Source organism: Rossellomorea sp. FM04394 (assembly GCF_041889765.1).
GTDB classification, from domain to species: Bacteria; Bacillota; Bacilli; order Bacillales; family Bacillaceae_B; genus Rossellomorea; species Rossellomorea aquimaris_B.
This window is the reverse complement of the sequence record NZ_CP168654.1, coordinates 2899470-2918990: the sequence shown is the minus strand read 5'-3', so window position 1 is coordinate 2918990 and position 19521 is coordinate 2899470. Positions and strand designations below refer to the sequence as shown.

The 19521-nt window shown below is 40.0% G+C and carries 19 protein-coding genes; 17 read left to right on the top strand and 2 right to left on the bottom strand.

Going from position 1 to position 19521, the window contains the following annotated elements; all coding sequences use genetic code 11:
• Nucleotides 1–11: 11 nt before the first annotated feature.
• Complete coding sequence (locus tag ACCB35_RS14800; protein WP_374054314.1) at nucleotides 12–785, bottom strand: DUF1189 domain-containing protein; 774 nt, start codon at nucleotides 783–785, stop codon at nucleotides 12–14.
• Nucleotides 786–1030: 245 nt separating this feature from the next.
• Between ACCB35_RS14800 and ACCB35_RS14795 the strand changes: the two genes are divergently transcribed.
• From ACCB35_RS14795 to phoU, 10 genes are all read left to right on the top strand, one after another.
• Nucleotides 1031–2659, top strand: a complete 1629-nt coding sequence (locus ACCB35_RS14795) for a Na/Pi cotransporter family protein (protein WP_374054313.1) — start codon at nucleotides 1031–1033, stop codon at nucleotides 2657–2659.
• A 72-nt stretch (nucleotides 2660–2731) separates the two neighbouring features.
• Nucleotides 2732–3211 carry a DUF456 domain-containing protein gene (locus ACCB35_RS14790; protein WP_374054312.1) on the top strand — a complete coding sequence of 160 codons (480 nt, stop codon included), beginning with the start codon at nucleotides 2732–2734 and terminating at the stop codon, nucleotides 3209–3211.
• A gap of 173 nt (nucleotides 3212–3384) precedes the next feature.
• Nucleotides 3385–3993, top strand: a complete 609-nt coding sequence (locus tag ACCB35_RS14785; RefSeq protein WP_044339644.1) for a superoxide dismutase — start codon at nucleotides 3385–3387, stop codon at nucleotides 3991–3993.
• A gap of 105 nt (nucleotides 3994–4098) precedes the next feature.
• Nucleotides 4099–5313, top strand: coding sequence for an MFS transporter (locus tag ACCB35_RS14780; protein WP_044339645.1), 1215 nt, complete (start codon nucleotides 4099–4101; stop codon nucleotides 5311–5313).
• Between the two features lie 177 nt (nucleotides 5314–5490).
• On the top strand, nucleotides 5491–7620 hold the full coding sequence (locus ACCB35_RS14775) for a peptidoglycan D,D-transpeptidase FtsI family protein (RefSeq protein ID WP_374054311.1): 2130 nt from the start codon (nucleotides 5491–5493) through the stop codon (nucleotides 7618–7620).
• 353 nt (nucleotides 7621–7973) lie between these two features.
• A complete protein-coding gene (locus tag ACCB35_RS14770) occupies nucleotides 7974–8909 on the top strand; it encodes a PstS family phosphate ABC transporter substrate-binding protein (protein WP_374054310.1) in 936 nt (311 codons plus the stop codon).
• A 134-nt stretch (nucleotides 8910–9043) separates the two neighbouring features.
• Nucleotides 9044–9949: a phosphate ABC transporter permease subunit PstC gene (gene pstC, locus ACCB35_RS14765; protein ID WP_374057035.1), complete on the top strand. Its 906-nt coding sequence runs from the start codon at nucleotides 9044–9046 to the stop codon at nucleotides 9947–9949.
• 2 nt (nucleotides 9950–9951) lie between these two features.
• Complete coding sequence (pstA, locus tag ACCB35_RS14760) at nucleotides 9952–10830, top strand: phosphate ABC transporter permease PstA (protein ID WP_044339649.1); 879 nt, start codon at nucleotides 9952–9954, stop codon at nucleotides 10828–10830.
• 59 nt (nucleotides 10831–10889) lie between these two features.
• Nucleotides 10890–11690 carry a phosphate ABC transporter ATP-binding protein PstB gene (gene pstB / locus ACCB35_RS14755; protein ID WP_374057034.1) on the top strand — a complete coding sequence of 267 codons (801 nt, stop codon included), beginning with the start codon at nucleotides 10890–10892 and terminating at the stop codon, nucleotides 11688–11690.
• A gap of 87 nt (nucleotides 11691–11777) precedes the next feature.
• Nucleotides 11778–12437 (top strand): phosphate signaling complex protein PhoU, encoded by a 660-nt coding sequence (phoU, locus tag ACCB35_RS14750; protein ID WP_044339651.1) that lies wholly within the window; start codon nucleotides 11778–11780, stop codon nucleotides 12435–12437.
• Between the two features lie 109 nt (nucleotides 12438–12546).
• Here phoU and ACCB35_RS14745 read toward each other — a convergent pair whose 3' ends face one another.
• A complete protein-coding gene (locus tag ACCB35_RS14745) occupies nucleotides 12547–12894 on the bottom strand; it encodes a hypothetical protein (RefSeq protein ID WP_374054309.1) in 348 nt (115 codons plus the stop codon).
• A 352-nt stretch (nucleotides 12895–13246) separates the two neighbouring features.
• On the opposite strand from ACCB35_RS14745, the gene ACCB35_RS14740 reads away from it, so the two are divergent.
• From ACCB35_RS14740 to ACCB35_RS14710, 7 genes are all read left to right on the top strand, one after another.
• Nucleotides 13247–13954 (top strand): DUF4912 domain-containing protein, encoded by a 708-nt coding sequence (locus tag ACCB35_RS14740; protein WP_374054308.1) that lies wholly within the window; start codon nucleotides 13247–13249, stop codon nucleotides 13952–13954.
• A complete protein-coding gene (locus ACCB35_RS14735) occupies nucleotides 13951–16266 on the top strand; it encodes a glycosyltransferase (RefSeq protein WP_374054307.1) in 2316 nt (771 codons plus the stop codon). The genes ACCB35_RS14740 and ACCB35_RS14735 overlap by 4 nt, the downstream gene beginning before the upstream one ends.
• Nucleotides 16263–17270, top strand: a complete 1008-nt coding sequence (locus tag ACCB35_RS14730) for an NDP-sugar synthase (RefSeq protein WP_374054306.1) — start codon at nucleotides 16263–16265, stop codon at nucleotides 17268–17270. The genes ACCB35_RS14735 and ACCB35_RS14730 overlap by 4 nt, the downstream gene beginning before the upstream one ends.
• A gap of 6 nt (nucleotides 17271–17276) precedes the next feature.
• The gene (locus tag ACCB35_RS14725) at nucleotides 17277–17858 is read left to right on the top strand and encodes a hypothetical protein (protein ID WP_374054305.1); all 582 of its coding nucleotides are present in this window, start codon (nucleotides 17277–17279) and stop codon (nucleotides 17856–17858) included.
• Nucleotides 17859–17915: 57 nt separating this feature from the next.
• On the top strand, nucleotides 17916–18065 hold the full coding sequence (gene rpmG / locus ACCB35_RS14720) for a 50S ribosomal protein L33 (RefSeq protein ID WP_064091498.1): 150 nt from the start codon (nucleotides 17916–17918) through the stop codon (nucleotides 18063–18065).
• Between the two features lie 103 nt (nucleotides 18066–18168).
• Nucleotides 18169–18735: a 5-formyltetrahydrofolate cyclo-ligase gene (locus ACCB35_RS14715; protein WP_374054304.1), complete on the top strand. Its 567-nt coding sequence runs from the start codon at nucleotides 18169–18171 to the stop codon at nucleotides 18733–18735.
• Entirely contained in the window at nucleotides 18725–19507 is a 783-nt protein-coding gene (locus ACCB35_RS14710) for a DUF92 domain-containing protein (protein ID WP_374054303.1), read from the top strand. The genes ACCB35_RS14715 and ACCB35_RS14710 overlap by 11 nt, the downstream gene beginning before the upstream one ends.
• The last annotated feature ends 14 nt before the right edge of the window (nucleotides 19508–19521 follow it).

The window sequence follows — 19521 nt, the reverse complement described above, 5'->3', positions numbered from 1 at the left end:
AGGGATTCTTATTATGCCCGGATCCTTTTTTGAGGAATCTCTTTCACGACTAAGTACAGAATGACGGTGATCACAAACCAATCCAATATCGGGGCTGCAGGAATATAGGTTTGCAGCATTTCCATTAGGGTAAAAAATAACGTGGAAACCGTCGCGGAATAGGCGGTGATCCGAAAGCTTTGCCGGTAGTTAACATTTCGTTTAAGAACATTCGCAAACGTAATACCGATTATGGCGAAGAGCGTGATCTTCAAGAACGTCATTCCGGAAGTGAATAGGAAAAGAAAGAATAAAGCTACGGGAAGGAGGATCCATTTCATATCTATTAGCGAATCCAATAAATCAATTAAGCCATCTTTTGTAAGGGCTGTATCGCCAAATAAACTATAGGAAGAAGATTGGACATTCCCTTGGTTGATGACTACGAAACTCTTTTCCAAAAAGGCTATCGTATCATCGTTTGTGTCAAGTTTTCCTTCCTTCAAATCGCCTGTACTGTCAAAGATGATAGTGGTGCCTTCCTTTTCTAATGTGATCGGTTCTGATTGATCGGAAGATAACGAACCATTTTCGATTGTAAAGGGGGGAAATTCAGCTTCAATTGATTCTCTTACATTGTCGATGGCACTGGTTGCAAACGATATAAACTGTACAGCCACTGGTAAAATAGATATTAGTGCCAATAAAAAAACGTAACGGATCGTCTTGCCAATTCCCTGAAAACGGAATGTTGCAATGTCTTTTGGGGAATAGATACTTTTATACAATTGTTGAAATACGTTCATTACTATTTTTTCTCCTTTCATGCAGTCCATATCTATTCTATTCTTGTCTTTCCTCTTCAGCAAGTATCGAACATGTGAACAATTTGTACTAATTATATTTTGTAATACAAATGTAATAAAAGATGAGTTTTATTAACCTATTGTAAATTTGGAGTGAAAAGTATTTACCTTTTCTCCATAATATATTAAAAATGATATGGGGTTTTTGTTGTTTAATGTCGAAAATTTATGTAGGGGTTGAAAAAATGGAATTAAATTGGCAAGAGATGTTGTTTCAGTTCTTTGGAGGATTAGGGATTTTCCTCTTCGGGATAAAGTATATGGGGGACGGACTTCAAAAGTCTGCCGGTGAACGCCTGAAAGAAATTCTTGATAAGTTCACGACCAACCCATTCATGGGCGTATTGGCAGGTATTTTTGTTACCGTCTTAATACAGTCCAGTAGTGGAACAACGGTTATCGTAGTAGGATTAGTAAGCGCAGGCTTCATGACGCTCAGACAAGCGATCGGTGTCATCATGGGTGCGAATATCGGTACAACCGTAACAGCGTTTATCATCGGGATCGATATTGGAGAATATGCATTACCAATCATTGCAGTGGGTACAATTATGCTATTCTTCTTTAAGAATAAAAAAGTACACAATTTAGGACAGATGATTTTTGGTTTCGGTGCATTATTCTATGGATTGGAATTAATGGGTGGAGGAATGAAGCCACTTCGTTCACTTGAAGCCTTTCATGACTTGACTGTAAGTATGAGTACAAATCCGATTCTTGGAGTGGTAATTGGAACTCTATTTACTGTAATTGTACAAAGTTCATCTGCAACAATTGGTATTTTACAAGAGCTATACAGTTCAGATTTAGTGGACATCCAGGCAGCACTTCCTATTTTATTCGGGGATAATATCGGAACGACCATTACGGCAGTTCTTGCAGCTTTGGGTGCTTCAGTCGCTGCAAGACGCGCTGCAGCAGTCCATGTACTCTTTAATCTGATTGGCTCAACAATCTTTTTAATCATATTGCCATTTTTCACTAAGTTTGTTCTGTTTTTACAATCTTCATTTAATCTGAATGAACCGATGACAATCGCTTTTGCTCACGGCTCATTTAATATAACGAATACGATTATTCAGTTCCCGTTCATCGCCCTATTAGCAGTAATCGTAACGAAATTGATCCCAGGGCAGGATTCACTTGTTGATTATAACTCTAAACATTTAGACCCGATGTTTATTGAACAATCACCTTCCATCGCTTTAGGTCAAGCGAAGGAAGAAGTACTGCGCATGGGTAAATTCGCTGTCAAGGGATTAGAAGAAACGAATGAATTCTTAAAGTCAAAGAGCTCTAAGAATGCTGAAGCAGCTTATCAAATTGAAGGTGCCATTAATAATCTTGATAAGAAGATCACGAATTACCTGGTTGATTTATCTTCAGCTTCTTTATCTGAAAACGAATCAGAAAGACACTCTATACTGATGGATACCGTGCGCGACATCGAACGTGTAGGTGATCACTTTGAGAATATCGTTGAACTGATTGAGTACCAACAAACCAACAAGGTTAAAATTACAGATGATGCTATGAACGACCTTGAAATAATGTTTAATCTAACAATTGAAACAGTGGAAAAAGCGTTGAAATCTTTAGACTTAAACGATACTGATATTGCAAGGGAAGTAGCTGAAAAAGAAGATCAGATCGATAAAATGGAAAGAAAGCTTCGCAAACAACATATTCTGCGCATGAACGAAGGGAAATGTTCTGGACAAGCAGGTATCGTGTTTGTTGACATCGTCAGTAACTTAGAGCGTATCGGTGATCATGCAGTCAATATTGCAGAAGCAGTATTGGGTGTAGAATGATAAAAGTGCTGACCCATTTGATATTTGTCAAATGGGTCAGTTTTTTTTATACTTTATGGGAGGTGTTAAAAGATGGAAATAATCTATTGGAGTATTATTATCGTACTGATGATTTTATCTTTTGTTGGATTGATTTATCCAATATTGCCCAGTGTCGTCTTTCTGATTGGAAGCTTTATATTGTACGGAGTGTTTTTCAGCTTCGAACCGTTCAGCTGGTTATTCTGGACTGTGCAGGTTCTGTTTGTGATTCTACTATTCGGTGCTGATTACTTGGCGAATCTAATAGGAGTCAAGAAATTTGGAGGGACGAGAGCCGGAATCTGGGGGAGTACAATCGGCTTATTGATTGGCCCTTTTGTCATCCCCGTGATCGGGATCCTTATCGGCCCGTTTTTAGGTGCAATCATAGGTGAATGGGTAGTGCACAGGTCTGGTCTTAAGACTGCCGTCAAGGTAGGCGTAGGATCCGTCGTTGGATTCATCTCCAGTGTCGTGACAAAAGGTATCATCCAGATTGTCATGGCTATCTATTTCTTCTTTATCATTTGACCAAAAAGTATTTTCTTATGACTAGAGAAAAATATATAGGGGATTTTATACTTGTAAGAAAAAGTGAAGAAATGAAGGCAAAATATTTGAACAGATATAGTAGTTTTGGTAATCTTATACTGAAACGGCCTGAATTTATTGTTCAGGAAACTATACATAGGGAGGAATTTATAATGGCTTACGAATTACCGCAATTACCTTATGCATATGATGCTTTAGAGCCTCATATCGACAAGGACACTATGAACATTCACCACACGAAACACCATAACGCATATGTTACGAAAGTAAATGATGCACTTCAAGGTCACGATGATTTACTAAGCAAATCCATTGAAGATCTTGTTTCTAACTTAGATGCTGTTCCTGAAGGTGCTCGTACTGCAGTACGCAACAATGGTGGCGGCCACGCTAATCACTCTCTATTCTGGACGGTATTATCTCCAAATGGTGGAGGCGCTCCATCTGGAGAGTTGGCAGATGCCATCTCTTCCAAGTTCGGAAGCTTCGATTCATTTAAAGAAGAGTTCGCTAATGCTGCTGCTACTCGTTTTGGCTCAGGTTGGGCTTGGCTTGTGGTAAACAACGGAGAATTAGAAGTAACAAGCACACCAAACCAGGATAGCCCTCTGATGGAAGGTAAAACTCCAGTTTTAGGTCTTGATGTTTGGGAGCATGCTTACTACCTGAATTATCAAAACCGTCGCCCTGATTACATCGGTGCATTCTGGAACGTTGTAAACTGGGATGAAGTAGCGAAGCGTTATTCAGCTGCTAAATAATTTAATCCTACGAGGAGAGAGGTTCTTTCAAGAACCTCTCTTTTTTTTGTATAACTTCCCTCCCTTTTTCACAAGATAGGGGTACGTTAAAGGGGAGTTTTTCAAATGAGTAGCTATAAAAAGTTATTAGGCGATATTGATTTAACGAAAGATCTGACTCTGCTGCTATTGATTGGCGGATTATATTCATTGAGTATTGCGCTCTCAAACACATTTGTAAACATCTACTTGTGGAAGCAATCTGGTGAATTCATTGATTTAGGCATCTATAATTTAACTGTTGTCATCTTTCAGCCATTAACTTTTATATTAGCTGGAAGGTGGGCAAAGAAAGTAGACCGGGTGATTGTATTACGCTTCGGGGTTATTTTTTTGGCTCTATTTTACATATCTGTATTGGCTTTCGGGGAGTCGGCAGAAAATTACCTGGTTGTGTTAGGAGCTTTGCTCGGAATCGGCTATGGCTTTTATTGGTTAGCGTTTAATGTACTGACCTTTGAAATAACGGAACCTGAAACGAGAGATTTTTTCAATGGATTCCTCGGTACGTTAACGTCAGCTGGAGGAATGGTCGGCCCGATCCTCGCAGGTTTTATCATCTCCAGATTTGCTTCGTATAAGGGATATACCATAGTATTCGGTTTATCTCTCTTGCTATTTGCCATAGCCGTCCTTTTGAGCTTCTCTCTAAAAAGACGACCGGCATCCGGACGGTATCTATTCCTCAGAATCCTGGAAGAAAGGAAGAACAATGCGAATTGGCGCTTCATTACGAATGCCCACTTCTTCCAGGGACTGAGGGAAGGAACGTTTATCTTCATTATTTCAGTGTTTGTGTTCATCAGCACTGGAAGTGAGTTTGCCATTGGTACGTTTGGTCTCATTAACTCCGGAATCGCATTCGTTGGGTATTATATTGCCTCAAGAGTGATTAAGAAAAAATTTCGTAAACGAGCGATTCTGCTGGGGGGGATCCTCCTCTACTTAGCGATCTTCTTAATCGTATTCGATGTATCCTACACGAAATTATTGTTATACGCAGGCGTGATTGCCATTGCTTATCCTATCCTCCTGGTTCCTTATATTTCAATGACGTATGACGTAATCGGAACGGGATGGAACGCCGCTGAAATGAGAATTGAGTATATTGTCGTGAGGGAGATTTTCTTGAATTTAGGAAGAATTGTGTCCGTGTTGTCATTCATCATTGCCGTCACATTTTTCAACCAGGAAGAGAGTATCCCCATCCTCCTACTAATGCTTGGAGCGGGTCATACCCTCATTTATTTCTTTGTGCGAAAGGTCGAACTGCCCATATAGGATATTAAAGCAAAGAGAGGGAAAGATTTCCTCTCTTTGCTTATGGCTAGATTATCCTTGAGATTTTCTATAAAATAAGATTGGATGGTAACGAAATAAAGAAATTTTTACATAGAGGAAGGGTTGGAACGATTGAAAAGAAATAAGAGAAAAAGAAAGACGCATGTTCCCGTACGGATGAATTTGCTGTTTTTTGCCGTGTTCTTATTATTTTCTCTTCTTGTTCTCAGACTGGGACTCGTTCAAATCGTGAACGGAGAAAGCTACAAGAAGGAAGTAGAAAGAACAGAGGATGTTGTTGTCAATACAGGTGTACCACGGGGGAAAATGTATGATCGATATGGGAATGTGATAGTCGATAATGTTCCTTTAAATGCAATCACATATACACGGGCAAACAATACTAAGGTCGAAGAAATGTTGGAGGTTGCATCCAAGCTATCTGAGTACATTGAAAAAGATACGAAAGAAGTAACGGAAAGAGACAAGAAAGATTATTGGATATTAAATAATAAAGAAGAAGCAGACGCAAAGGTTTCAGACAAAGAAATAAAAAAGCTTCAGGGCGATGAAGAACTCTCTGAAGATGATGTGAATGCGAAAGTATATCAAATGAGATTGGACCGTATCACCGAAAAAGAGCTGGCGTCATTGACTGAAAAAGACTTGGAAATCATTGCGATTTATCGCGAGTTCTCAAGTGGTTATGCCCTAAATCCACAAATTGTGAAGAACGAAGGAGTCACTCCGGAAGAATTCGCTGTCGTCAGTGAACATCTCAGTGAACTTCCAGGCGTCAATACGACGACAGACTGGAAGCGATCCTACGTATTTGATGATACGTTAAGAACCATTCTGGGAAACGTGTCTTCTTCACGGGAAGGTTTACCTGAGAATCTAGTAGATTCTTATTTAGCGAAAGACTATAACCGGAATGATCGTGTAGGAAAAAGCTATGTAGAATTAGAATATGAAGATGTTCTGCAAGGTCAAAAGGAACAAATTAAAAACGTCACCAAAGGCGGAAGTGTATTAGAGTCTGTACTCGTTCAAGAAGGTCAACGGGGGAAAGATATTGTTCTCACCATTGATATGGAGTTACAGCGAGAAGTAGAAAAGATCATTGAAGAAGAATTACGAAAACAGATGGTAAATCGCGGTGAGTCTCCTAACCTGGATCGAGCATACGTGGTCATGATTGACCCGAATACTGGGGAAATATTAGCCATGGCCGGAAAACAGTATGTGAAGAATTCTGAAACGGGCAAGTACGAGATGAGGGATGCTGCGTTAGGAACCTTTACATCTTCTTATGAAGTGGGATCTGTTGTAAAGGGGGCCACTGTTTTAACCGGCTACATGACGGGTAACTTGACTCCTGGTGAAGTGCTTGTAGATGAACCGATTAAAATCGGTAATGACCGGCCAAAAACTTCATGGTTTAACCGATCCGGAAGAATTCCGATGTCCGACTTGTTCGCACTTGAGAAATCTTCAAACTCATATATGTGGAAAATTGCATTTAGAATTGCCGGAAGAGAATACATTCCGAACGAAACCATGATTAATAATCCACAGGCATTTGACGTTTTGCGAAATCATTATGCTCAATTCGGACTGGGTGTGCCGACTGGAATCGACTTACCTGGTGAGTCTTCCGGACTTACAGGTACAGACACCACTCCAGGTTTCTTACTGGATTTAGCGATCGGGCAGTTCGATACGTATACAACGATGCAATTAGCACAGTACATTTCAACCATTGCAAATGATGGTTATCGTGTGGAGCCACATATCATGAAAGAAATAAGAGAACCGACAAACGATCTGGACAGCCTGGGACCAATCCTGTTTGAGAAAGAAACGAATGTGCTGAATCGAATTGATGCGACTCAAGCCCAAATCGAACATGTTCAACAAGGTTTCTACCGGGTGTACCACTATCCTGATGGAACGGCGTATGATCAATTTAAAAATGCACCATATAATGCAGCGGGTAAATCAGGTACTGCGGAGACGTATGTAGATGGGGAGCTGAACTACAACACCACTCTCATCGGGTACGCCCCATTTGATAATCCGGAAGTGGCTTATGCTACAATGGTTCCCTCTTCACATATCCAAGCAAGCGGAGTGGCAGATCCTTACGTTAATAAATACATCTCTAAACGAGTGATGGATAAGTACTTTGAACTGAAGAAGAAACGTGCAGGAGAAGTGAAGGACCCGACTTCTGTTAATAAGAAAGTAGAAAATGCCGAAGAAGCAGAAGAACAGATGCAAGAGGAAAGAGAACAGAATAACTGAACAGACTTAAGCTGGTTTCCACGAAATAACTTTCTGGAGATCAGCTTTTTTTTATGGATTTTATGTCTTTTTACTCAAAATCAAGTGATCATTTTAATAATCAAAATGAAAATCATCGACGAATCGGAAAATATTTGATTTTTTTTTGAAGGACACATAATTCGCAAACCTTTGTCTAATACTATGTTTAATAAGGGTTTGACGAGGTTTTACGGTTTGGGGGAGTGTCTGAAGATGAAGAAAAATGTCGAATTTACAAAACCTTTACAAACGGTTAAAACCTCATTAACACTCATCTATTAATCTATTACTCGTAGGACAAAACAACCAAGTTTCTTAGGGGGAATTTAGGAATGAAAAGCTTTAAGTATCTGGCAATGTCAGCAATGATCGGATCAGCTCTTGTATTAGGAGCATGTGGTGCTCAAGGTGGAGCAGAGAATGGTTCAGGAGAACAGCTATCCGGCAGTGTTAAAATGGATGGTTCATCAACTGTAGCTCCAATCATGGAAGCTGTTAACGAAGAGTATGCAGCTACACAACCTGATGTAAAAGTATCTATCGGTGTATCCGGTTCTGGTGGTGGATTTGAAAAGTTCATCGCAGGTGAAACTGATCTTTCAAACGCTTCCCGTCCAATCAAAGACGAAGAAAAGCAAAAGCTGGAAGAAGCTGGTATAGATTTCACTGAATTCGAAGTTGCTAAAGATGGTCTTACAATCGTTGTGAATAAAGAAAACGACTGGGCAGAAGATTTGACAGTTGAAGATCTTCAAAAGCTTTGGGTTGAAGATGGAAAGACTAAGAAATGGTCTGATATCAATCCTGAATGGCCGGATGAAGAAGTGAAGTTCTACTCTCCTGGTACTGACTCAGGAACATATGATTATTTCAATGAAGTAGTTTTAGAAGAAAAAGATATGGTTAAACAAAACATTCAGCTTTCTGAAGATGATAACGTTCTTGTACAAGGTGTAACAGGTGATAAAAACGCAATCGGATTCTTCGGTTATGCTTACTACCTTGCAAATAAGGATCAACTTAAAGCAGTGAAAATCGACGGTGTCGAGCCAAATAACGAAACAATCGAGAGCGGGGAATACACGCCACTATCACGCCCATTATTCGTATATGCTAAAAACGCTTCTGTAAAAGATAATGAAGCTGTATATGATTTCATGAAATTCACCCTTGACAACTCTGCTGAAATGGCAGAAGCAGTTGGCTATGTAAGTCTTCCGGAAGAGAAAATCAAGGAAGCTAAAGATGCATTAGAGGGTCTGAAATAATCAAGTATCGTTGGTAAAGTCAAAAATACAGATGAGAAGCGACTAATACTTGCTTCTCATCTTGTCATGTGGATGAAAGGGGTTTGCATTTTATGGCTTCAAATTCAAAAGAATCATCATATTCTGTTGCAGACATGATCGCACAAAAAAGAGGGAAAGGCTTCAATCGGTCATTCGAGAAGTCAATTCCGTGGATTTTATTTGCAATAGCCGGGGTTTCAGTATTAACCACGATTGGTATCGTATTTACGCTTATATTTGAAACATTTACGTTCTTTTCGAGAGTATCTGTATTTGATTTCATAACAGGGACGGAATGGTTTCCTTTTTCTATTCAAAATCCTAGCTATGGGATCCTTCCTTTAATCTCCGGTACACTGAAGATCACCGGAATTGCAGTAGTAGTTGCAGTACCTATAGGACTTGCTTCCGCCATTTATTTGAGTGAGTATGCAACGGATCGTTCAAGAAGATTCATCAAACCGATATTAGAAGTGTTAGCAGGGATTCCCACGATCGTATTTGGATTCTTTGCTCTAACATTCGTTACTCCTGTATTGAAGTCATTTATACCTTCATTAAGTATATTTAATGCATTAAGTCCTGGAATTGTAGTCGGGATCATGATTATTCCCATGATTGCATCTCTATCTGAAGACGCAATGTCGTCTGTTCCGAATTCCATTCGTGAAGGTGCTCAGGCACTAGGGGCAACTAAATTAGAAGTTGCACTTAAGGTTGTTTTACCCGCTGCCGTATCAGGGATTGTTGCATCGATCGTTCTTGCCATTTCCCGTGCAATTGGTGAGACCATGATTGTAACGGTTGCTGCAGGAGCATCTCCCAACCTCTCTTGGAATGTTACTGATTCCATCCAGACGATGACGGCGTATATCGTTCAGGTAAGTACTGGGGATGCAGGGTATGGAACGACGATTTACTATAGTATTTATGCAGTAGGTTTCACTTTATTCTTATTCACGCTTGGTATGAACCTGCTTGCTCAATACATCTCTAAGCGATTCAGAGAGGAGTATTAATCATGAAGTATATCAATCATGAAAATGTCTTAAAAAAGATGTCTTCAAGGCTAATGGTGAATAGCGTCTTTAAAGGGCTTTTCTTCCTGGCAACATTATTTGGCTTGGTCGTGTTAAGTGTATTATTATATCGGGTATTCACTCAAGGAATTGGATACTTGGATCTGCAGTTTTTACAAAGTGTGGGATCAAGGTTCCCTGAAAAAGCAGGAATCTATGCTGCCTTTATAGGAACGATTTGGCTGATGTTCGTGGTTGTTATTGTTTCGTTCATCATAGCAGTGGGAACGGCCATTTATTTAGAAGAATATGCTAAACAAAACAAAATCAATAAGTTTATCAAAGTAAATATTTCAAACCTTGCAGGGGTTCCTTCCGTTGTGTTTGGTCTCTTAGGTTTAACGATTTTTGCCCGTGCCTTTGCTCTTGGTCAAAGTGTTTTGGCAGCAGGGTTGACGATGAGTTTGTTAATACTGCCTGTGATCATTGTAGCCGCTCAAGAAGCGATTCGTTCAGTACCAAGAGAGTTAAGGGACGCATCGTATGGTATGGGAGCTACAAAGTGGCAGACAATTACTAGAGTTGTTTTACCAGCCGCAATACCCGGAATATTGACAGGGAGCATTTTAGCGTTTTCCCGTGCAATCGGAGAAACTGCCCCACTTGTCGTTATCGGTGTACCTACGATCTTATTATTTACACCAGGTTCCATCTTGGATACATTTACGGCACTTCCAATGCAAATCTATGATTGGACAAAACGTCCACAAGCAGATTTCCATGATGTAGCAGCTGCAGGTATTATCATCCTGTTAGGCTTACTGTTACTCATGAACTCGATCGCAGTGCTGATTCGTAATAAGTTTCAAAAAAGATATTAATATCGCTTATTAATTGGTTTTTTAATGGATGAAGGAGGCTTTCAAAAATGGAAACAACAATGGTGAACAACAATAATAAAGGTACGATCAATCCTACAGTGGGAAAAGAGCCAGTATATCAAACAAAGCAGTTAAACTTATGGTACGGAACAAATCATGCGTTAAAAAATATTGATTTAGATATTATGGAAAATGAAGTGACGGCAATCATCGGTCCATCTGGCTGCGGTAAATCCACTTATATTAAAACATTAAATCGTATGATCGAACTGATCCCAAGCGTAAAAACATCAGGTGATATCCTTTATCGTGAGCGTAATATTTTTGATCGTAATTATCGTGTTGAGGAATTAAGAACCAAGGTGGGGATGGTATTCCAAAAACCTAATCCCTTCCCTAAGTCGATTTATGACAACATTGCGTACGGCCCGCGTATCCACGGAATTAAAAATAAAAAAGTTCTGGATGAAATTGTTGAAAAAAGCTTAAGGGGAGCAGCAATTTGGGATGAAGTGAAAGATCGTCTGAATCAAAATGCATATGGGCTATCGGGTGGACAGCAGCAGCGTATTTGTATAGCAAGATGTCTTGCTATTGAGCCGGATGTCATTCTGATGGATGAACCTACTTCTGCCCTTGATCCGATTTCCACATTAAAGATTGAAGAACTGGTTCAAGAGTTAAAATCAGAATACAGTATTATTATTGTTACTCATAATATGCAACAGGCTGCACGTATTTCTGACCGCACAGCCTTCTTCCTGAACGGGGAAGTGGTTGAATTTGACAAAACGGATAAAATCTTCTCTACTCCATCTGATAAGCGTACAGAAGACTATATCTCCGGTCGTTTCGGTTAATTCACATCCAAAGAAGGATTAATACCAACAGGTGTTTAATTCCTACTATTGAGAAGTTAAAGTGTTGAAATAGGAAGGGGCTTAATCATGGCAGTAAGAGGACAATTTGATGCGAATCTAAAAGAACTGCAAACCAAACTTATGGATTTGGGGAATATTGCAAAGGTTGCACTTGAAAGAAGTATTGTGGCGTTAGAAGAGAAGGATGTCGATACGGCGCTTGCCATTATCGAAGGCGACCAAAAAGCCGATGATCTGGAAGAGGAAATCAATGATTTAGCCATATTGACAATCGCTAAACAACAGCCAGTCGCAACAGATTTAAGAAGAATCATTGTAGCAATCAAAATCGCTTCAGACTTGGAAAGAATCGCAGATTTCGCTGTGAATGTAGCGAAGTCGACGATACGTATTGGAAATGAACCTCTGATCAAACCGATTCATCATATTAAGGAAATGCATGCATTAACTTCAGAAATGATTCAGCTCACATTGGAGTCGTTTGTCGAGGAAGATGTGGCGAAAGCGAAGAGAATCGCTGATATGGATGATAAAGTTGATGACTTATATGGTGAAACGATTGTAGAGCTTCTGACACTCAATAAAGAAAAACCTGAATTCACGGCTCAGATTACTCAGCTCTCTTTCATTTGCCGATACCTTGAAAGAGCTGCGGATCATTCAACAAACATTGCAGAAGGTGTGTTCTATCTTGTGAAAGGTCGTCGTTACGACTTGAATGAATAGACAATCTAGTAAAAAGCTGTCCCTTACAAGGACAGCTTTTTTATGTATTTTATTCGAGCATGATTCAGGTCAATGAATTTGTTAACATGTTTATTCATGGACCCTCTTTTTATAGCTTCGAAATAAGTCGCTGGACTTCTGTATTAGAAAGTGCGGATTGCTTTGCGATTTGTTCGACAGGTATTCCCTGTTGATGTAATGCAATGACTTGGTTTTTTACAACCTCGTGAATGGGTTTCCTGGCAGGAGCTGTTCTTTTTAAAGGTGCATCGCCATCCACCATCAGCTCTTCTTCCAATACCCGTATTCTCTTTTTTAACTGATAATGCTCTTGAAGAACATTCATTGACAAATCATCTATGTCTTTTTCAATATCACGATACCGATCCCGTATAAAAAACGAAATAACCAGTAATAGGATAGAGAAACTTACTAATGCAATGAATAGTAATTCCACTAAATCACCTCATGCCTTATTATTTTACTTTAGTTATAGCATAGATGAGGGCTTATCTCTATAAGATGGAAGGATAAATTTGCAGAATGAACCAATATTTTGTCGAATTACATTGGACAATTATGAAAGAATCTTGTCGTTCTAAAAATGTAATCGCTTTATTATCATTTCAACATAATAATTTATAAAAAAAATGCATGATAAACCCCATTATCACCACATTTAACAAGATACGACAAAATGCGTTTATTGTAGGTTTTTGAATAGGGTGTTACGATGAATTTATAGATAATTGTCATAATTTTTAGATTGAAATTATATAATATTTGGTTACTCTTTAGGAGGAATTGTTTTGATCACAGAAATCATTCGGTTAAAAGAACAAGGAGTGTCATTCAGGAAGATTGCCAAGGAGCTGAATACCACCGTCGGAAAAGTTCAATATCAATGGGTGAAGTATCAGAAGGCTCTGGATGGTGCATCTGGATGTGAGGTTGCCCAGGTAGAAGTGATGGAGCAGACAATCCCCAAAAAACGTGTGGGAAGAGCTTCTTTCGGAAGGAAGATGCCCAAGCGCCGTGTGAAAAATCCACGTGCCACTGAGTTATCGATCATGTACTCAACTTCATCCAGAATCTATTGCTACTGGAATATTACAGAAGAATGGATCCGCCATGTGAAAAGTCATTTTAAAATGAATCATGATCCTCAACCTTTTGTCCTTCGATTATATGATATTACATCGATTTCCTTTAACGGACATAATCATCACACATACTCAGATTCATATGTTCCCCATACGGAGAGTGATTGGTTTGTAAATGGTCTAAAGGAAAACAGAAGCTACTGTATGGAAATTGGTTTGCGCTTACCGTCAGGTGACTTTGTTGCATTCACCCGCTCCAATGTACTCCACACCCCAAGAACGTCCCATCATCAGGAGTATCATAGTATGAAAGAGTTATTTGAATATGAGCAAGGATTAATTAAGGAACCGAAATGGGTGGAGCATGTGAGCACCTATTCGTATTATGTAATGAATCAGGAGGAAAAGGCATGAAAGGAACGTCGGCAGTGATTATATATCCACAATTTAACGAACTGGCTTTTTCACAATGTAACGAACGGGAAGATTTACTCACTTCCATCCTTATTGAAAATAGTGCACTGTTAAATCTCCTTCAGCGAAACGAAGCATCCCCTGTACCTGTTGTGGTGAATCCCACCATCTTCTCACTTTTTATGAGTGAAGAGTTTAAAGAGAAAGCTCATTCAATCATTCAAGCCAACCTTCTGCAAGCAGAGCCGCATGAAAAGGGTAAATGGCAGCTGATTTATTCACAATGGTCAACCCATGACATGAATTTAGTACAAGCCTACAAGACCCTTGTGGTTGAAGGCAAAGCCACGGTGATCCCAACTGCGGTAAGCTCATTTCCACTGACTCACTACAGGACTCCGAGAGCGATTGAATCTCAGGTGCGGATGAGTACATTGTTGTTTAAGCAGTATTTTCAAATGATTCCAAAGGTTTTTTGGTTACCACAGGCAGCGTATGTGCCGGGTATTGACTTATACCTTACTAAGCAAGGAATCGAATTCACATTTATCTCCTCCTACTCGTATGAACATAGCGAAAAAGAACATGACAGCGGTGTAATCAGAACACCGAGGGGCTTAAAGTTAATACCGGTTTCAGAGGGTAGGATTGGAGCAATGGATGAGAAAGGTCATTCTCTCTCGATTGTTTTCATAAAGGACAGTGGTAGCTACGATCAATTAAAAACAAGAGAGTTCACGCATTCATTAGAGGAAAAGATGGAATCTTCCACATCTCTTTCCAGAGTAGGTTTTGGATATCTTGGAATGGAGAAGCAAACCCCGATCCTATCTGACCGGGCCATGAAGAATATTCGAATGGTACATCGGATGGAAGAGAAACTTGACGATCTATATTCCTCGGGAGAACCGACAGAGTTGACCCATCAACTGCTCAGGGAATGGGTTGCAAGCCTCGAAGGTTCGAGTATTCAAAATGACTTGACGTCTGTTCACTTTGACAGCTTACTTGATTTGGTAATGCAAGGGCAGAACGATGAACATTTATTCCTTCATCGTAAAAGGCTCGTCCCATTTCCGTCTGATGAAATCCTTGAAAAACTTTTCGCAGGGAATGTAGAACAAAAAACGGAGAAACGGGATTCGGTCCTCCTTCTCTCGTGGGAGTATCCACCTAATATTGTAGGGGGACTCTCGAGGCATGTGTATGATCTTGCTAACAATCTTGTGAAAAAAGGGAAACAGGTGCATGTACTTACCACCAAAGGAAATGATGCCCTGTCACTTGAGAAAATGGAAGGGGTTACGATTCACCGTGTGCACCCATTACATCCATATGAAGAAGACTTCTTTAAATGGGTATTTGATTTAAATCAGTCGTTCATTCATTACGCTCATGATCTGATGGAAGATGAAAAAATCACTCATATTCATGCCCATGATTGGATTGTGTCCACTTCAGCGATGAAACTGAAAGAGTACTATAGGGTTCCTCTCATCACAACCATTCATGCTACGGAACATGGACGCAATCAAGGGATCTATACGGATTTGCAACACAAGATTCACCGGGAAGAGCAACTTCTCATTGGTGCATCTGACCATCTTATCGTCTGCAGCGAGCATATGAAAGAAGAAATCAAGAGCTTATTTACCATCGAGGCACCAATTGCTGTGATACCAAATGGTGTGGAATTGGAGAAGCTCGATCAATCTTCTCCTTATAGCTTTGAACAGCGATCCACTCCGTATTTCTTTTCAATCGGACGGATGGTTCATGAGAAAGGATTCGACACGATTATCCGCGTAGCCTCACAGTTAAAGAGAGCAGGGTTTACAACCTCTTTTATCATAGCCGGGAAAGGCCCGATGTTAGAGCACTATCGTCAATTGGTAGCCCAAGAAGAGCTGAGTGACTGTGTGTCTTTCATCGGATACATTTCCGATAGGGAACGGAATGACTATCTGAAGAATTGTTTAGCCGTGATCTTTCCAAGCCTTTACGAGCCATTCGGCATTGTTGCACTGGAGGCAATGGCATTCCGTAAAGGAGTGGTGGCATCAAATACGGGAGGACTGAAAGCAATCGTGAAACATGAGCAAACCGGATTATTATTTGAACCCAATAATGAACCAAGTCTTTATACACAATTGGTCTCATTAATCGAAAATCCTTCAAAGTCGGAGCAGTTGGGGAATCTCGGTTTCAAAATGGCCCAATCTATGTTTAGCTGGGATCGAATCGCAGATCAAACCATCCACGTGTATGATGATGTACTTCTTCAATCAAAAGTAGAGGGCATAAAAAGATGAAGGCCGTGATATTGGCAGGTGGAGAAGGCAAGCGATTAAGACCCTACACAATGTCGATTGCGAAGCCGATGGTTCCGATTCTGAATAAGCCAATTCTTGAATATAGCATTACCCTCCTCAAGTCCTATGGGATTAAAGATATTCTAATCACAACCTGTTATAAAAGTGAAACGATTAAAGAGTATTTTGGAGATGGAAAACGGTTCGATGTGAACATTACCTACCTGGATGAAAAAAAACCACTTGGAACAGCAGGAGGTATCTTTCTTGCCAGACACAGGCTCCGTGAACCGTTTTTAGTATTAAGTGGAGATGCATTTACTAATATTCCGATTGATAAAGTCATTGACTTCCATTATGAGAAAAAAGCGGTCATGACCGTTGTCTCAAAAGAAGTGGTGAATCCAAAAGAATATGGGATTTGCCATACAGATGAAAATCGTAAGTTGGTTGATTTTATTGAAAAGCCGGAAGAGTGGGTAGGGAATGAAGTGAACACAGGGGTATATATGTTAGATCCACGGCTGCTTGATCGTTATGCTCACTTAGGAGCTAGGGATTTCAGTCAGGATTTCATTCCTCAGCTTCTTATAAATAATGAAGAAGTCTATGTCTTTAAAACGAGTGCTTATTGGAGAGATATTGGTAACCCTGAAGAATATAAAAGCGCCCGTGATGATCTCATGAGAGGGCAGTACTCTCCACCCTCCTTAAAAAATGGCTTCCACCACTCTAAAGACTTTATGGAGCCGTTTATTACCAGGCTCCAAGTAGCATGTCCAAATGGAAAGAAACCATTCGTCCTGGCTAAATTACTGGAAACCGTTCCTTCTTCCTCGAGTCAGAAAGAAGTCGTTTTTGATCATAGAGATGGGGGACGAACGAAAATCATTAGTGATCCGAAAAGAGGATTCATCATTTATTCCAAGGCTGACAGACGAAATCTGGCAAGGGAGCTTGCTAGATATTATGGAATGAAAATAAAAATCTGGCAAAAGGTGTAGAGGCTAATGAAGGAGAATCCGAATGATAAGTTCCATATCCAAGGAATGGCCTGGTGCAGGAATAATGAATATGTACCCCTTTATTCAGACAAACTAACCTCCCTTACCGGTATAAGTGTAAACATTAACGAAGAAATAGAAGGATGGGGAGAATCCTTTGCATTTGAAATGGAAAATACCTCAAAGGAATGCAGGCACCTTAAGGTTTTCTTTTTGATTGAATGGTTGGCTTGTAAGGAAGATGGAGTCGGGGTTCAGTCACTATCGAAGGATACGTTCTGGAATTACAGTGGTAAGCTTGTTGCCATAACCAACATTGTTTCCTGTGCTTCGTCTGTTAAGAAATCCATCTATCCCCTTAATTTGAAAGGCTTGCAGCTATGGAAGAAATCCTTGAATAATGGAAGCCTTTACTACTATCCGATCACCAATGGCCTCAATATGATGGTCTATATGTTAGACTTTTCATTCAAGCCTTTTGAAGTGAAACAAGGCAAAGTATATGCCATTGAAGGGGCAATGGAAGAAGAGGTTTCAAATTTAAGCGATAGAATAAAAAACGGACTAGCATTTCCAAAAGAAAAGTGATATTATAGAAAAGTCGTATGAATAGTAGATGATGTATATGTTTGGAGGGAAATAATAATGCGTGTAAACATTACTTTGGCTTGCACAGAAACTGGTGAGCGTAACTATATTACTACTAAGAACAAGCGTAACAACCCAGACCGTCTTGAGCTAAAAAAATATTGCCCGAAATTAAAGCGTGTGACTCTTCACCGCGAAACGAAATAAGCAGCCGGATTTTATCCGCTGCTTTTTTTTATGCACATAACTGTTACAGCATCGCAATTACATAGAGAATCCATTAAAATAATAGGATGTATGGAGGGATATTATGTCTAAAAAAGAACTACGTAATCTTCAGCTTCAATCATTGAAGTTAATCGATCATATAGCGTTTCAACAAAAGTGTTTTATAATAGAACAATTACTCTTTGAATCTCCTGAGTGGAAGAAGAGCAAAACCGTCGCGGTGACGATTTCTAGGCCTCCGGAAGTCGATACGTGGAATATCATCAAACGGGGCTGGGAAGAAGGGAAAACAGTAGTTGTTCCTAAATGTTTTCCGAAAAAACGTGAACTGGTCTTCTATGAGCTTCATGATTTTCATCAGCTTGAACAATCCTATTTTGATTTGTATGAACCAGATCCCATTAAGTCAACCGTTGTAAATAATGACGTTATTGAATTGATGATCGTTCCAGGCCTTGCTTATACAGAAACGGGCTATCGTCTGGGGTTTGGCGGGGGATACTATGACAGGTTACTCTCAGCCTATTCAGGTATTACGATATCCCTTGCCTTTGAAGAGCAATTGGTCGGGGCATTGCCGATCGAATCCTTCGACATACCCGTTGGAACGATTATGACGGAAAAAGGACGAATCGATTGTGGCCGCTGAGTATCTATTTGTACTCCTTTTTATTTGCTCTATCGCCTTAGCAGGGTGGAAAACCAGTAATTTAAGTTCCTCAGGCGCTGTAATGGCCATAATGATAGGTCTTGCTATTGGCTATTCATATGGCTTTGAGGGACTGTTTATATTAGGCGTGTTCTTTCTGTCATCAAGTATTTGGTCCCGGCTTTTTAAGAAGGATAAGCTGGGAATAGAAGCTCGTTTAGCCAAAACGTCCATCAGGGACTGGCAGCAGGTGTTGGCTAACGGAGGTCCTGCTGCCATCTTTGCCATTATTTTTAGTTTAACGGGAAACGAGGTCTGGACACTAGCCTTCATTGCGTCGATCTCTGGGGCAAACGCTGATACTTGGGCCTCTGAAATCGGTCCTCTTAGTCAAAAAATGCCCTTTTCAGTAAGATCGTTCAGGAGAGTTCCAAAAGGCACGTCCGGTGCTATCTCCATCGTTGGTACAGTTGCGGCTGTGTTGGGAGCGGCCCTTATTTCACTTGCTTCATTGATTATGTTGAATGATATGGATTCAACTCTCTTTTTTCTACTGATACTTTCTGGTTTTTTAGGTAACATCCTGGATACAGTGTTGGGAGCTTTCATTCAACTGGAGTATAAGTGTCCGGTTTGCAATCTTCGAACAGAATCACCTTTTCATTGTGGACATCACACCGAAAGGACGAAAGGGATTCCTCTCGTAAATAATGAGTTTGTGAATGCTATGTCGAGTCTTTTTGCAGGAGTACTTATGCTTATATTATCTTGACGATAATAAAAGAA